Origin of the sequence: Arthrobacter oryzae, from assembly GCF_030812315.1 — a bacterium.
Lineage (GTDB): Bacteria > Actinomycetota > Actinomycetes > Actinomycetales > Micrococcaceae > Arthrobacter > Arthrobacter oryzae_B.
Window position 1 is genome coordinate 247,866 of sequence record NZ_JAUSSM010000006.1, and the last position, 12,593, is coordinate 260,458.

16 protein-coding genes are annotated in these 12,593 nt (G+C 65.4%); 10 read left to right on the plus strand and 6 right to left on the minus strand.

Annotated features, from left to right (window positions below; translation table 11 throughout):
• Positions 1–3: 3 nt before the first annotated feature.
• The 3 genes from J2S97_RS14035 to J2S97_RS14045 all read left to right on the plus strand — a co-directional run bounded on the left by J2S97_RS14035 (position 4) and on the right by J2S97_RS14045 (position 2,410).
• Positions 4–1,536, plus strand: coding sequence for a tripartite tricarboxylate transporter permease (locus J2S97_RS14035; RefSeq protein ID WP_307050428.1), 1,533 nt, complete (start codon positions 4–6; stop codon positions 1,534–1,536).
• Positions 1,533–1,937 (plus strand): universal stress protein, encoded by a 405-nt coding sequence (locus J2S97_RS14040; protein ID WP_307050430.1) that lies wholly within the window; start codon positions 1,533–1,535, stop codon positions 1,935–1,937. Before J2S97_RS14035 ends, J2S97_RS14040 begins: the two co-directional genes overlap by 4 nt.
• 158 nt (positions 1,938–2,095) lie before the next feature.
• On the plus strand, positions 2,096–2,410 hold the full coding sequence (locus J2S97_RS14045; RefSeq protein ID WP_307050432.1) for a hypothetical protein: 315 nt from the start codon (positions 2,096–2,098) through the stop codon (positions 2,408–2,410).
• Positions 2,411–2,430: 20 nt separating this feature from the next.
• Here the strand turns inward: J2S97_RS14045 and J2S97_RS14050 are convergent, their stop codons facing one another.
• On the minus strand, positions 2,431–3,120 hold the full coding sequence (locus J2S97_RS14050; RefSeq protein ID WP_307050434.1) for a TetR/AcrR family transcriptional regulator: 690 nt from the start codon (positions 3,118–3,120) through the stop codon (positions 2,431–2,433).
• A 141-nt stretch (positions 3,121–3,261) separates the two neighbouring features.
• On the opposite strand from J2S97_RS14050, the gene J2S97_RS14055 reads away from it, so the two are divergent.
• Both J2S97_RS14055 and J2S97_RS14060 read left to right on the plus strand, forming a co-directional pair.
• Positions 3,262–4,647, plus strand: coding sequence for a flavin monoamine oxidase family protein (locus J2S97_RS14055; protein WP_307050436.1), 1,386 nt, complete (start codon positions 3,262–3,264; stop codon positions 4,645–4,647).
• 86 nt (positions 4,648–4,733) lie between these two features.
• Complete coding sequence (locus tag J2S97_RS14060) at positions 4,734–6,248, plus strand: APC family permease (RefSeq protein ID WP_307050439.1); 1,515 nt, start codon at positions 4,734–4,736, stop codon at positions 6,246–6,248.
• Between the two features lie 21 nt (positions 6,249–6,269).
• Here J2S97_RS14060 and J2S97_RS14065 read toward each other — a convergent pair whose 3' ends face one another.
• Positions 6,270–6,494 carry a hypothetical protein gene (locus J2S97_RS14065; protein WP_307050441.1) on the minus strand — a complete coding sequence of 75 codons (225 nt, stop codon included), beginning with the start codon at positions 6,492–6,494 and terminating at the stop codon, positions 6,270–6,272.
• A gap of 255 nt (positions 6,495–6,749) precedes the next feature.
• Here J2S97_RS14065 and J2S97_RS14070 point away from each other — a divergent pair, with 255 nt between their 5' ends.
• Positions 6,750–7,232 carry a pyridoxamine 5'-phosphate oxidase family protein gene (locus J2S97_RS14070; protein ID WP_307050443.1) on the plus strand — a complete coding sequence of 161 codons (483 nt, stop codon included), beginning with the start codon at positions 6,750–6,752 and terminating at the stop codon, positions 7,230–7,232.
• A gap of 3 nt (positions 7,233–7,235) precedes the next feature.
• Here the strand turns inward: J2S97_RS14070 and J2S97_RS14075 are convergent, their stop codons facing one another.
• Together J2S97_RS14075 and J2S97_RS14080 are read right to left on the minus strand one after the other, a co-directional pair.
• Positions 7,236–7,841 carry a DUF6919 domain-containing protein gene (locus J2S97_RS14075; protein WP_307050445.1) on the minus strand — a complete coding sequence of 202 codons (606 nt, stop codon included), beginning with the start codon at positions 7,839–7,841 and terminating at the stop codon, positions 7,236–7,238.
• Positions 7,842–7,935: 94 nt separating this feature from the next.
• Positions 7,936–8,517 (minus strand): hypothetical protein, encoded by a 582-nt coding sequence (locus tag J2S97_RS14080; RefSeq protein WP_307050447.1) that lies wholly within the window; start codon positions 8,515–8,517, stop codon positions 7,936–7,938.
• Positions 8,518–8,685: 168 nt separating this feature from the next.
• On the opposite strand from J2S97_RS14080, the gene J2S97_RS14085 reads away from it, so the two are divergent.
• The 3 genes from J2S97_RS14085 (at position 8,686) to J2S97_RS14095 (ending at position 10,569) form a co-directional block, all read left to right on the plus strand.
• Complete coding sequence (locus J2S97_RS14085) at positions 8,686–9,075, plus strand: VOC family protein (protein ID WP_307050449.1); 390 nt, start codon at positions 8,686–8,688, stop codon at positions 9,073–9,075.
• Between the two features lie 60 nt (positions 9,076–9,135).
• Positions 9,136–9,315, plus strand: coding sequence for a PspC domain-containing protein (locus J2S97_RS14090; protein WP_214952027.1), 180 nt, complete (start codon positions 9,136–9,138; stop codon positions 9,313–9,315).
• A gap of 315 nt (positions 9,316–9,630) precedes the next feature.
• Positions 9,631–10,569, plus strand: coding sequence for a hypothetical protein (locus tag J2S97_RS14095; RefSeq protein ID WP_307050452.1), 939 nt, complete (start codon positions 9,631–9,633; stop codon positions 10,567–10,569).
• Here the strand turns inward: J2S97_RS14095 and J2S97_RS14100 are convergent.
• The gene (locus J2S97_RS14100) at positions 10,538–11,152 is read right to left on the minus strand and encodes a thymidylate kinase (protein ID WP_307050605.1); all 615 of its coding nucleotides are present in this window, start codon (positions 11,150–11,152) and stop codon (positions 10,538–10,540) included. The two genes, J2S97_RS14095 and J2S97_RS14100, sit on opposite strands and share 32 nt — an antisense overlap.
• 291 nt (positions 11,153–11,443) lie before the next feature.
• Between J2S97_RS14100 and J2S97_RS14105 the strand changes: the two genes are divergently transcribed.
• Positions 11,444–11,920 carry a hypothetical protein gene (locus J2S97_RS14105; protein ID WP_307050454.1) on the plus strand — a complete coding sequence of 159 codons (477 nt, stop codon included), beginning with the start codon at positions 11,444–11,446 and terminating at the stop codon, positions 11,918–11,920.
• 114 nt (positions 11,921–12,034) lie between these two features.
• Here J2S97_RS14105 and J2S97_RS14110 read toward each other — a convergent pair whose 3' ends face one another.
• Positions 12,035–12,439 carry a DUF5997 family protein gene (locus J2S97_RS14110; RefSeq protein ID WP_043479868.1) on the minus strand — a complete coding sequence of 135 codons (405 nt, stop codon included), beginning with the start codon at positions 12,437–12,439 and terminating at the stop codon, positions 12,035–12,037.
• Positions 12,440–12,593 lie beyond the last annotated feature (154 nt).

The window sequence follows — 12,593 nt, forward strand, 5'->3', positions numbered from 1 at the left end:
CCCGTGGATTTTCTGAATCCCGTTATCAACGGATTTGCGGTTGTCCTGGAGCCCACCAACCTCCTGTACTGCCTGATCGGCGTCGTGATCGGCATGTTGATCGGCGTGCTGCCCGGACTGGGGCCCGCGGCAACCATCGCCATCCTCCTTCCGCTTACCTACAACGTCGAGCCGGTCACCGCCATCATCATGCTGGCCGGAATCTTCTACGGCGCCCAGTACGGCGGCACCATCACGTCGGTGCTCCTCCGGCTGCCCGGCGAAGCGTCCTCCGTGGTTACCGTCTTCGACGGCTACCAGATGGCCAAGCAGGGCAGGGCCGGGACCGCACTGGGACTGGCCTCCATCGGCTCATTCGTCGGCGGCACCGCGGCCATCATCGGCCTGACGTTCCTTGCGCCCGTCGTGGCCAGCTTCGCACTCGATTTCGGGCCGCCGGAGTACACGGCCCTGGCGATGCTGGGCATTCTCCTGGTGGCCACCATCAGCAGCGGGTCCAAGGCCAAGGCGCTTGTCGCCGCTGCCCTCGGACTGCTGCTTGCCAGTGTCGGCAGGGACATTTTCACGGGTGAAAGCCGCTTTACGTTCGGCAGCCTGCCCCTTGCTGACGGCATCGACTTCGTGCCGATCGCGATGGGCATCTTTGGCCTCGGCGAAATCCTCTACAACCTCGAGGAACGCCACCGGGCCGCGAAAGCACCCTCCAAGGTGGCAAACGTCTGGCCGTCACGGAAGGACCTGAAGCAGGCATCCGGTGCGATCGGGCGCGGCTCCATCCTGGGATTCTTCCTTGGCATCCTCCCCGGCGGCGGGGCCACCATCGCATCCATGGCGTCCTATGCCATGGAGAAGAAGCGGGCAAAGCAGCCTGAACGTTTCGGAAAGGGCGCCCCGGAGGGCGTCGCCGGCCCGGAAACGGCCAACAACGCCGCGGCAACCTCGTCCTTCATCCCGCTGCTGACCCTTGGCATCCCCGCGAACGCCACCATGGCCCTGATGTTCGGCGCCCTGCTCATCCAGGGCGTCACGCCCGGACCGCAGCTGGTGGAACAGAACCCGGAGCTCTTCTGGGGCGTAGTGAACTCCATGTACATCGGCAACATCCTGCTGCTGATCATGAGCCTTCCGCTCGTGGGCATCTTCGTGAAGATCCTCCGAGTCCGGGCCGCCATCCTGGCACCCGTCACCGCGCTGATCACCCTGCTGGGCGCGTATACCATCAACAACAGCATGTTCGATGTCACGCTCGTCGTCGTCTTCGGCATCGTCGGCTACCTGATGAAGAAGTTCGGCTTCGAACCGGGGCCGCTGGTGCTCGCGTTTGTGCTCGGGGAACTGCTGGAAAGCTCCATGCGGCGCTCACTGCTCGTGTTCGGCGGCGACCCCATGGGCTTCTTCGGCCGTCCGATCTCGGCCACGCTGATTGTGGTGTTCGTCCTGGTCGCTGTGCTTCCGGGTGTCAGGGCCATGCTGGCCAAGCGCAGGGCCTCCGCTGCAGCCGAGCCTGCACCGGCCAAAATCAAGGAGAAGGTATGAGCATCATCGTAGGATTCGTTCCCACCCCAGCGGGCGAGGCCGCACTCACGGCGGGCATCGCCGAAGCGACCCTCCGCAATGAGGACCTGGTGATCGTCAACTCAGCCCGGGAGGGTGCGTTAGTGGACAAGTCCGTGGCCGGGGAGGATGTGCTGGCCCGGGCCGCCCAGCGTGCGGCGGAAGCCGGCGTCACGGCAAAGGTCATCCAGCCGCCCTACCACCATGATCTGGCCGACGAATTCCTGGATATTGCCCGCGAAGCGAATGCGTCGCTGATCGTTATTGGCCTGCGGCACCGCTCGCAGGTGGGCAAATTCATCCTGGGCAGCCACGCCCAGCGCATCCTGATGCAGGCCGACCGCCCGGTCCTGGCAGTGAAAGCCGACGGCGGGCACTTCTAGCACGCACCTCAAACGCGGAATCCCGGCCGGTTGGCGGCTCTCCGCCAACCGGCTGCCCTGCAACCGGCCACTCCGCACTCAAGGGGCGGCACGCGACCTTCACTGGTGCGCGGCCGCCCCTTGCCGCACCCACCACAAAGCGACTTCCTGAGGACACCATGACCATTGTTTTGAATGCACCCGGTTTGAACGCACCGGCCCGGGCCTCGAACAGCCCACGGCACCCAGCCCGCCCGCCCCGCGCTGGAGCCCGCGCCCTGGAGCCGATGCCCAACTGGATGAAGCTTTCGCGCAAGGATGAGGTAGAGATCCACCGCCACGGAGAACTCGTCGCGTCCGGCCGGGTGGACATGCTCGCACTCGACGGCAGTGTGTTCTGGGTTGTCCAGAATGACGGCCGTGGCCGCGCCATGTTCCTGCACAGCGACGGATACACCGTTCTCCGGCTGCCCCGCGTCCGCCCAGTCGACTGATCGGAAGGCGAAAGCCGGTCCTACCTCCGCAGTGCCCCCAGCCCGGAAATCAGCGCCTCCAGGCCCAGGCTGAAGGCGACGTCCGCGGGCTTTTCGTGGCCCTGTTCCGCGAGGCTGCGCACCGCTGCCGTGAAGTTCGGCGTGGATTCCGCCATGCTGCCCGGATCGAAGATGTCCGCCGGAGCCGTGACATCGTAGGCCGAGCCGAAGATGAACGACTCCAACGCCACGATCGAGGAGACGATGCGCTCCTGGGGGAACCCGGCCTGGCGCAGTCCCTCGCTGACGCTCTCATACATAGCCAGGGTCTGCGGCGCATCCGTAACCGGCAGGACCGCGATGACCGGGATCAGCGGAGTGTGCTTGGAAAAGACGTCCCGGTAGCTCCACGCCCACTGCCGCACGGCCTCGTCCCACGGTTCCGCGCCGAAGGCGGACACGTCCACCAAGGACGCCAGGTGGTCCTCCACCAGGACGAGGACGTCCCGTTTGGACGTCACGTGGTTGTAAAGGGCCGACGGCGCCACGTGCAGTGAGCGCGCCAGTGCGGCCATTGTGAGGCCGTCGTAGCCGCTCTTGCCGATCAGCCGCAGCGCGGCAGACGTGATGACCGCCTGGTCCAGTACCGCCGAGGACGGCCTTCCCGCGCGGCGCTTGGCCGGGATTTCGGGCTGGCGGGAGTCCGTGGCTGGGCGTGCGGTTGCCGGCATCGTCGGCCTTTCTGCTGGCGGGGTCCCCAGCATTATTCCATTGACCACTTCCGTGACGTCGCGGAACCCGCTATAGTTTTCGTAAATGAATGGCATTCATTTAGTGGTTCGCATCACTCCGGCGGCCACAGAGAGGACATCATGCTGGAACTTGATCGCGACGTCGTTGTCGTAGGAGCCGGCCCCTCGGGCCTCACGGCAGCCCGCGAACTGAAGAAGGCCGGCCTCAGTGTCGCCGTGCTGGAAGCGCGGGACCGCGTGGGCGGCCGCACGTGGACCGACACAATCGACGGCGCCATGCTGGAAATCGGCGGCCAGTGGGTCTCGCCGGACCAGACGGTACTCCTGGAACTCCTGGACGAACTGGGCCTGGAAACCTACTCCCGTTACCGCGACGGCGAATCCATTTATGTTGGCGCGGACGGGAAGAAAACCCGCTACACCGGGGACTCCTTTCCGGTCAGTGAAACCACCGCGGCCGAAATGGACAAGCTGATTGGCCTGCTGGACGGGCTGGCGGCAGAAATCGGACCCACCGAACCCTGGGCACACCCCAAGGCGCGCGAGCTGGACACGATTTCCTTCCACCACTGGCTCCGCCAGAACTCCCCGGACGAAGAGGCGTGCAACAACATCGGCCTGTTCATCGCAGGCGGCATGTTGACCAAGCCCGCGCACGCATTCTCCGCGCTGCAGGCCGTGCTGATGGCGGCTTCCGCGGGATCGTTCACCCACCTGACGGATGAAGACTTCATCCTGGACAAGCGTGTGGTTGGCGGAATGCAGCAGGTCTCTCTGCTGCAGGCGCGGGAACTGGGTGACGACGTCGTGCTTAACAGCCCCGTGCGCACCATCAACTGGACGGAAGAGCGCGACGGCGGCCCGCGCGTCACCGTGCTGTCGGAACGGGCCACCGTCAACGCGCGCTACGTGATCATGGCGGTGCCGCCGAACCTGTATTCGCGCGTCTCCTTCAACCCGCCGCTGCCGCGCCGCCAGCACCAGATGCACCAGCACCAGTCGCTGGGCCTGGTCATCAAGGTACACGCCGTCTACAAGACGCCCTTCTGGCGCGAGGACGGGCTGTCCGGGACCTGCTTCAGCGCCGGCTCGCTGGTGCAGGAGGTCTACGACAACACCAACCACGGCGATTCCCGGGGAACGCTGGTGGGCTTTATTTCCGATGAGAAAGCCGACGCCGTCTTTGAGCTCAGTGCCGAAGACCGCCGCCGCACCATCCTCGAATCCATCGCGGCCTTCCTCGGGGACAAGGCACTCGAGCCTGAGGTGTACTACGAGTCCGACTGGGGCTCCGAGGAATGGACGCGCGGGGCCTACGCCTCCAGCTACGACCTCGGCGGCCTCCACCGCTACGGCAAAGACCAGCACCAGCCGGTGGGGCCCATCTACTGGAGCTCGTCCGACCTCGCTGCCGAGGGCTACCAACACGTGGACGGAGCCATTCGGATGGGGCAGCTGACCGCCGCCCGCGTGGTCGCCGTCGCCAGGGTTACGGCCCCGGCGTAGGGAGTGGGTTCCGGCGGCCGCCTGCCGCCGGAACCGGGCGCCCCAACCATTCAACGTCGAATGAATCCTCCTGAGAGGCAACCCGCATGTCAACCGCAACCCAGCCGGGCAAGGCCGCACGCAAAACCCTGAGTGAAAAGGGACTGAAAGCCGGATCGGTGGGGCTGATTGGCGCCGTCGTCATCGGGGTGTCCTGCATTGCCCCGGCGTACACCCTTACGGCAGCCCTCGGTCCCACCGTATCTGAGGTTGGTGTCCACCTCCCGGCGATCTTCCTGGTGGGCTTCATCCCCATGCTGCTCGTTGCGCTGGGCTACCGCGAACTCAACAACGCAATGCCCGACGCCGGAACCTCCTTCACGTGGGCAACGCGCGCCTTTGGGCCGTGGATCGGCTGGATGGGCGGCTGGGGCCTGATCGCTGCCACCATCATTGTGCTGTCCAACCTGGCCGCCGTTGCCGTGGATTTCTTCTACCTCATGCTGGCCCAGCTCTTCAGCAACCCTGAACTGGGCGAGCTGAGCAAGAACCTGCCCCTCAATATCGCCACCACCCTGGTGTTCATCGCGCTGGCCTGCTGGGTTTCCTACCGCGGCATGGAGGCCACCAAGGGAGTCCAGTATGTGCTGGTGGCGTTCCAGCTCCTGGTGCTCGGCTGGTTCGCGGTGGCTGCGTTCAGCCACGTTGCCAACGGCTCGGCCTTCGATGCCACGGCCATCTCACCGGACTGGTTCAACCCGTTCGCCGTGGATTCCTTCTCATCCTTCGCCGCCGGTGTGTCGCTGTCGATCTTCATCTACTGGGGCTGGGACGTCACGCTGACCATGAACGAGGAAACCCGGAATCCGGAAAAGACGCCCGGCCGGGCCGCGACCGTCACGGTGCTGGTGATCGTAGTCATCTACATGACGGTGGCACTGGCCACACTGTCCTTCGCAGGTATCGGAGAGGAAGGCCTGGGCGCCGGAAACCCCGAAAACCAGTCAAGCATCTTCGCCGTGCTCGCCGGTCCGGTGATGGGTCCGTTCGCCATCCTCATGTCCCTGGCCATCCTGAGCAGCTCGGCCGCTTCCCTGCAGTCCACGTTCGTGTCGCCGGCCCGGACCCTGCTGGCCATGGGCCACTACAAGGCGCTCCCGCTGAAGTTCGGCCGGGTCAGCCCCCGCTACAAGTCCCCGAGCTACGCCACGGTGGCTGCGGGCGTGGCGGCTGCCGGATTCTACGTGATCACCAGGACCACGTCCGAGAATGCCCTCTGGGACACCATCACCGCACTGGGCATGATGATCTGCTTCTATTACGGCATCACGGCCCTGGCCTGTGTCTGGTTCTTCCGTGCCCAGGCCTTCAGCGGAGCCCGCGCGTTCCTGTTCAAGTTGCTGGCGCCCCTGCTCGGCGGCGTCATCCTGCTGGTTATGTTCGTCAAGACGGCCTATGACTCCATGGATCCCGACTACGGTTCCGGGTCCTCCGTGGGCGGGGTGGGGCTGGTGTTCATCCTCGGCATGGGCGTGATCGTGCTGGGCGCGGTGCTCATGCTGGTGATGGCCAGGCTCCGCCCGGAGTTCTTCAAGGGGCAAGTCCTGGCCCGCGGGATCTGAGGGTCAGACGGGATCGGAGGGTCAGACGGGATCTGAGGTTAGGCGCTGGTTCTTGGCGCGCGCCCGCGAGGCCCTGATGATCGTCGTAATGCCGATCGCATCCACCACGGCAATGACAGCGCACATCCAGTAGAGACCGTTCAAGGCGACCAGGACAATGCCGATCGCGCCGGTCACAACGGACGCGATGACCGGCATCAGCCAATCCGGTCGCGCTGGCTTGGGCGTGGTGTTCGGCGTGGTCATGACTGCTCCTTGGGCTTGGGCTTGGGTGCGGTGGCTGAGGCTGAGGCGGCTGGGCGGGTTAGTGCCGTGCCTGTCCTCCGTAAGTGTTTCCTGTTCAGTGCACCCCACCAAATCAGGCGCGCCAAATCAGGTGCCGAATCAGGCCGTGTGCATCGGGCCGGCCAAATCTAGCCCGCCGTTGAAAGTAAGCACGCTTACTAATAGGCTGGGCCCGGCGGGGAAGTTCCCCAGCTTGGACCAGAACGGGGTGAAAGCATGTCTGACACTGGGAACATCAGCAAAGTCACGGATATCATCAACGATTCGCGCATCGGGATGCTGACCACCATCAACGAAGAAGGCGCCCTCGTCAGCCGGCCGCTTGCCGTCCAGGAAGTAAAGGACGACGGCGACATGTGGTTCTTCACGTCATCGGAAACTTCCCAGGTGGCGCACGTCCGCGCCGATCCGCGGGTGAACGTGTCCTTCGGGAAGAACACCGAGTGGGTGTCGGTGGCCGGAACGGCGGAAGTGGTCACGGACAGGCAAAAGATCCATGACATGTGGAACCAAGTGGTTGAGGCCTGGTTCCCGGACGGACCGGACACGCCGGAAGTAGTCCTGCTGCGGGTCGACTCGGATTCGGCGGAGTACTGGACCAGCCCCGGCGGCAGGGCGGCAACCGTTCTTCAGTGGATCAAGTCCAAAGTGACGCACAGCCGCATGAGCGTCGGTGAGAGCGGAACCGTGGACCTGTAGGCCTCACTGCTGTTGCCGGAGTGCTGACAGCACCTCCGGCAGCAGCACATCGTTCCGTCCCCACACGGGGTCCAGGACCTCCACGTACCAGGAATCGGCCAGTACCAGGGCCAGCGTTTCGTTGGTCTCATCCGACCAGTCCCTGAGCTGGTCGTCGTCCACGGGGTTTTCACTGGACCCGAGCACCGTAACCACGTCGGCGCCGTCGAACGTGACCGGTACCGCGGCAGCGCTCGTTTCGCCAGGGGCATGGCCGATGGTGATGAGCTCGGACCTGGTGGACAGGGCCATGAGTTCGGCCGCCGCCGCGGCGCTGCAGAAGCCGGTCACGTACTGGCGCTGTGCATGGCCGTCGTCGAAGCGGACGCCCGGCTGGGATTCCTTCGTGAAGAGTCCGTTCCGGTTGATTTCCGCAAGGTCGGCGGCAATGGGCCGGGTCTCCTCGTCGAAGCTGGGCGCAAAGGTGCCGGGCTGGTATTCGCTCCGGGATTCAAGCCACCGGGCGGTGAGTTCGCCGGCGGCTGCGAGCGTGGTGGCCTGCCGCCAGACTCCCCGGTCCGATCGCAACCTGCCGTGCTGGTCTCGTGTGTCCGTGACTAAAGGCTCCATTATGGGATGCTACCGCCGCCGGCTCGGGCCGTCCCAATGTCACCGACACACCGGTTAACGTCCCGGCGGCTAATGTGCCGCGGATCAAGGCGACTCAAAGGGACGGGACGCCTGCTGCGGCTTCCGCCCGACCCAGGGCATGTTCCAGCCGGGCGACGGCGGGAACGTAGCCCGCGGGTTCGACGGCCCGAAGGCGTTCGGCCTCTTTCATGGCTTTGATCAGAGCCGCAGTTTCGGGCCGGCGTACGTCGGTCATGGCCGGGAAATCGATACAGCACGCAGGATCTAGCTCGTAACGCTGCCATCGGGCCAGCGCCGTCCGGTGCCGTGCGGCGGCCGCCTCCAGTTCCTGGTGTGTGGCGGCCCGGTGCAGCCGCTCTTCCTGCCAGGTCAGCACGCGGGGACTCCACACAAACGATGCCACCGCAGTGAATGCGGCGAGGGAACCCGTTGCCAGACCCAGCCACGGGGATGCGAGTGAGGGGATCAGGACGGCGGGGAACACTATGACCAGGCCTGCGAAGGCGTCCCAGAAGACGGCGTCGAGCTGCCCGGCGTCGCGCCTGGCGTGGTACCGCGCCGCAAAGACCGCACCGGCCACGCCGCACACCACAACGACGGCACAGACGGCCAGCTGCAGGGGTCCCATGGGGACCGATTCCGTGATGACAGACACCGTTCCACCTCCAACCGAACCTGACCGGGGTGGCTGGGTTCCGCTAATTCAATTGGAATCCCGGCAGGCCCGGCCGTCAATGGGCAGGACTCCCGACGGGTCCCGGGCCCTGTCCTTTACCGGACGTTTCCGTTCCGAGGTGGGCCCCGCACGGGTAGCCTAGGCACCATGCGACTAAAAATGTGCAGCATCCACGTCAAGGATCCGGCGTCGGCCCACCAGTTCTATACGGAGACCCTGGGTTTTGAGACCCTCATGGTCATGCCCGAATACAACCTGTACATCGTGAAGGATCCCGGCTCCAACGGGGGAAATTCCGGTTCCGTGGGGCTGCTGCTGGAGCCCAGCGATAATCCCATTGGGGCCAACTACATGAACGGCCTGCACGACGCCGGGATGCCGGCCATCGTGTTCGGCGTCCCCGACGTTCGGGCCGAGTACAAGCGGCTAACTGCCTTGGGGGTTATCTTCCAGGCGGAACCGACCGAGGACCCAACAGGCATTTCGGCGGTGCTGGACGACGGCTGCGGGAACTTCGTGCAGCTGCACCAGGACTGAGAGCGGGACGAACGGCTCCGGGCTCTGGACCCGCCCTCTGCGCCAGCGTACTGTGGCGGCATGACTGCAGCTTTGGTTCGGCCCAGGAATGGCAAGATGATAGCCGGCGTCTGCGCCGGCCTCGCAGCCAGGTTCGGCATTTCAAAAGCCCTCGTCCGCATTGGCTTTGTGCTGTTTGGCCTCTTCGGTGTGGGTGAATTGGTCTACATCGCGTTGTGGATCGTCATGCCCAAGGAGTGACTCCCTGTCCTGAGGCGGCACCTTCGGATGGCCGCTGGGCGATGCTCCAGCTGGTGATGACGTTGTGGTCATCCCCAAGTCCGTGCGACCCGAACGGATGGCCGAAAACCTCGACGTCTTCAACTTCGAACTGAGCGCTGAAAATTGGCGCTCATCGCGGCCATGGACACCGATGCGTCGTTGTTCTTCGACCATCGGGACCCCCACATGGTCAGTTTCCTGGGCCAGCGCCGCATTGACTAACCATGGGGGCCCTGTCCATCTGTTCTCCGTGGGAGCACAATGAGTCCACCTTTACCTTGGTGGTGATGACGCGTGGCGCTGGCAGTCGTGGTTGTTTGCACGCTCTTGCTGTTTGTTGCGGTGGCAATGGTCATCGCCTGGGGAGGACGCTCCGTAAGGATGCAGTTGGGGCCCGCTTCGACGGCGGATTTCGCCGTGCCTTCATCAGTGCCCGCGCGGGATGTTGTGGTGGATGCCCAGGTTTCCGCCCTGCGCCGCTACCTTTGGTGGGCAAACGTGGCAACGGTGGCCGCCCTCGCATCCGGGATCCTGGTGGCATGGGCCGGCGGCAGGCTGGCGATGCGCGTATTGGCCGCCACCTCGCCGTCGTCGGCACAGGGGCGGCTGACCGAGGCCCAGGCCAACGTGGGCTTTCCCACCATTGAGGGCAGCATAGCCCTGCTGTTCTTCGGGGGACTCCCGGCGGGCTTCGCCGCCGCGTTCATCTATGTGCTGCTCCGCCGTTGGCTGCCCTCCGGAAGGTGGGCGGGGCCCGTGCTTGGAGTGCTGCTTCTCCTGGTCTTCGGCGCCTCCGTGGAACCGTTCCGGGCCGACAATATCGACTTTGCGATTGTGGGGCCGGGCTGGCTGTCCGTGGCGCTCTTCTCCACGCTGGCCGTCCTCCACGGTGCCGTCGTGGCCGCAGTGGCGGGCGCGTTCAGCGGGCGCCTTCCGCTACCGTCCCGACAGAACTGGAAGTACTATCTGCCGCTGCTGGCGGCCGTCCTGTTCGTGCCCGCAGGTGTGGTGCTCGGCATCGGTGCGCTGCTGGTCATGGTGTGGACCCAGCTGGCTGCCGTCGTTCGGGCCAGGCGGGTGCGTGCCGGCAACGGTGCACCTGCTGTCAGCCCGCCAAGTGCCGCCCGCCGCGGAAATGCTATTGACTGGGCGGGGCGCGGGGTTCTCAGCGTGGCAGCCGTGGCGGCCTTGCCCCTCTTCGTCAGCGCAGTGGCGTCGATTGTTTCGCGCTGATCCATCCAGCCCCGGCGGCTGCGCCGTTGATCGCGTCAGTGAGTGCGTCCAGCACCTCGTCCGGGGCGCCGCCTGCATCGATCCGGTGGAAGTCGGGGTACTCCGGAAGGGCACGGTAGCCGTCGCTGAGCGCCGTCAGTTCCTCGAGCGTTTCGGTGTCCGTTCCGCGGAGCAGGATGCGTTCCAGCGCCTGCTCCGGTGCAATGTCGAAATGAATCACGAGGTCCGGTGCGGGCAGGCGCCGCAGGAGCCAGGGAACGAACCGGCCGTGTCGAAGTCCTCGAACGCTGCGCAGCCCAAGCTGGCAGTAGAGATGGCGGTCCATCACTACCAAGCCGGGAAAAGTATGGGCGCGGGCATGTGAAACCAGCACATTGAAGGTCCGGATCACGGTCTCCAGGGCATCCGCCAGGTGGGGGTTGAGCGGAACTCCGGTGCGGGCCGACCACTGCGTCAGGTTCCGGCGTCCGGCATGGTTGCGCAGGAGCAACGCCTTGCTGCCGGCCCGGCGTGCGGCTTCTACGGCTCCGCGCGCAGCAGTGGTCTTTCCGGCACCGTCAATTCCGGTCAGGACAATCAGCAGGGGTGGCTCGTTTCGTCGGGCGGGCAACTCGTGCGCCGCTGTTTGTGGGTTCGAGGGCGGAGGCGGGGGCGGCAGGGTCTAAAGACTTCAACGAGGGACTGGCCCCTGTTGTCCCCGACGAACGCGCCGGATGTGAGGTTCCTGGTTTGTCGCTGGCTCCGCGCGGCCCGGGGCGGACGGGTCCAGGAGCCGTCGGAACTTGTTCGCTGTTAGCCGTCCGGATTTCATCCGCCGTTAACGCCGGACTTCTAGTGTGGTTCCTCAGGCACCATCCGCTAGAAGGGATCCATCATGGCCGATATAGCTGCTGTGCTGGGACGGCTCACCCCGGAAGAGCTCGACGAGCTCCGGGCCCTTGGTCCCCAGGGGCACCTGACCAGGCAACTCATCGATGCCCTGGACAGAGCGGCCGGCGGGTCGGGTGCGGGCCGCGGCTATTACGTGCCCACCGGGAGCGTGAGCGCAACGGGCGGACCCCATCTTGTCCTGCGCAGCGACGTTTCGGCGTGGCTGTTCGGGGCGGCGCCGCAGATCCCGCACGGACAAGCCGCGGACTCCGAAGCCGGGACCTTGCCGACAGGAACCGACTGGTCCGAGCTGCGCCCCGGTGACAAGGTGTCGATAGTGCGCGGCAACCGGGTTACGGCTTCGGGCATCGTGGACGCAATGACCGAGGATGCCTCCACGGTGTGGGTGCTCTTCGAAGGCGTCGCACCGCGGCGGATGTTCCACCGGGGCGACCCGGACGAACTGCGCCCCGTGCGCTAGATTCCCTACCCGCCATTTCCCTATCCGCCAGGTCAGCTGCAGGCCGCCTGTAGGCAGACCCTTGCCCTCAAAGCGCGGATCCGCGGACAAGCCCGGGATTCTTGCGGCAGATACCTACTCGGCCTTGGCGCGGGCTTTCTTGGCATCCTTTTTGGCGGCCTCATCCTTCACACGCTGGGCTTCGGCGCGGACTGCAGCGTGTGTGGAGCGCTCGGCGACCAGCCAGGCCGGGGGTGCCTGCAGCAGCGCGGTGATTTCCGCCGTCGTGAGTGCTTCCTCGACGCCGCCGCGGGCCAGGCCGCTGATGGAGACGTTCAGTTTCTGTGCCACCACCGGACGGGGGTGCGGGCCGTTGCGGCGGAGTTCGGCCAACCACTCCGGCGGGTTGGCCTGGAGCTCGGCGAAATCGGCGCGGGTGATAACCGAATCCTGGAACTCCTGGGGTGTTGCGGGCAGGTAGATGCCAAGCTTTTTGGCAACGGTGGCCGGCTTCATGGACTGGGAGTTTGCAGAGGTCATACTTCAAGGGTATCCGGCGGTCCGCCTGCAAGGCACCAACACAGCACCAACACGGCACCAATACGGCAGCAACGGTGTCCCAAGGAGTGCCACCAGGCACGAGGCCGGCGCCATCCACCCGCAGGCGCGGGGCCATCTTCCGCCTCTGGCGGTA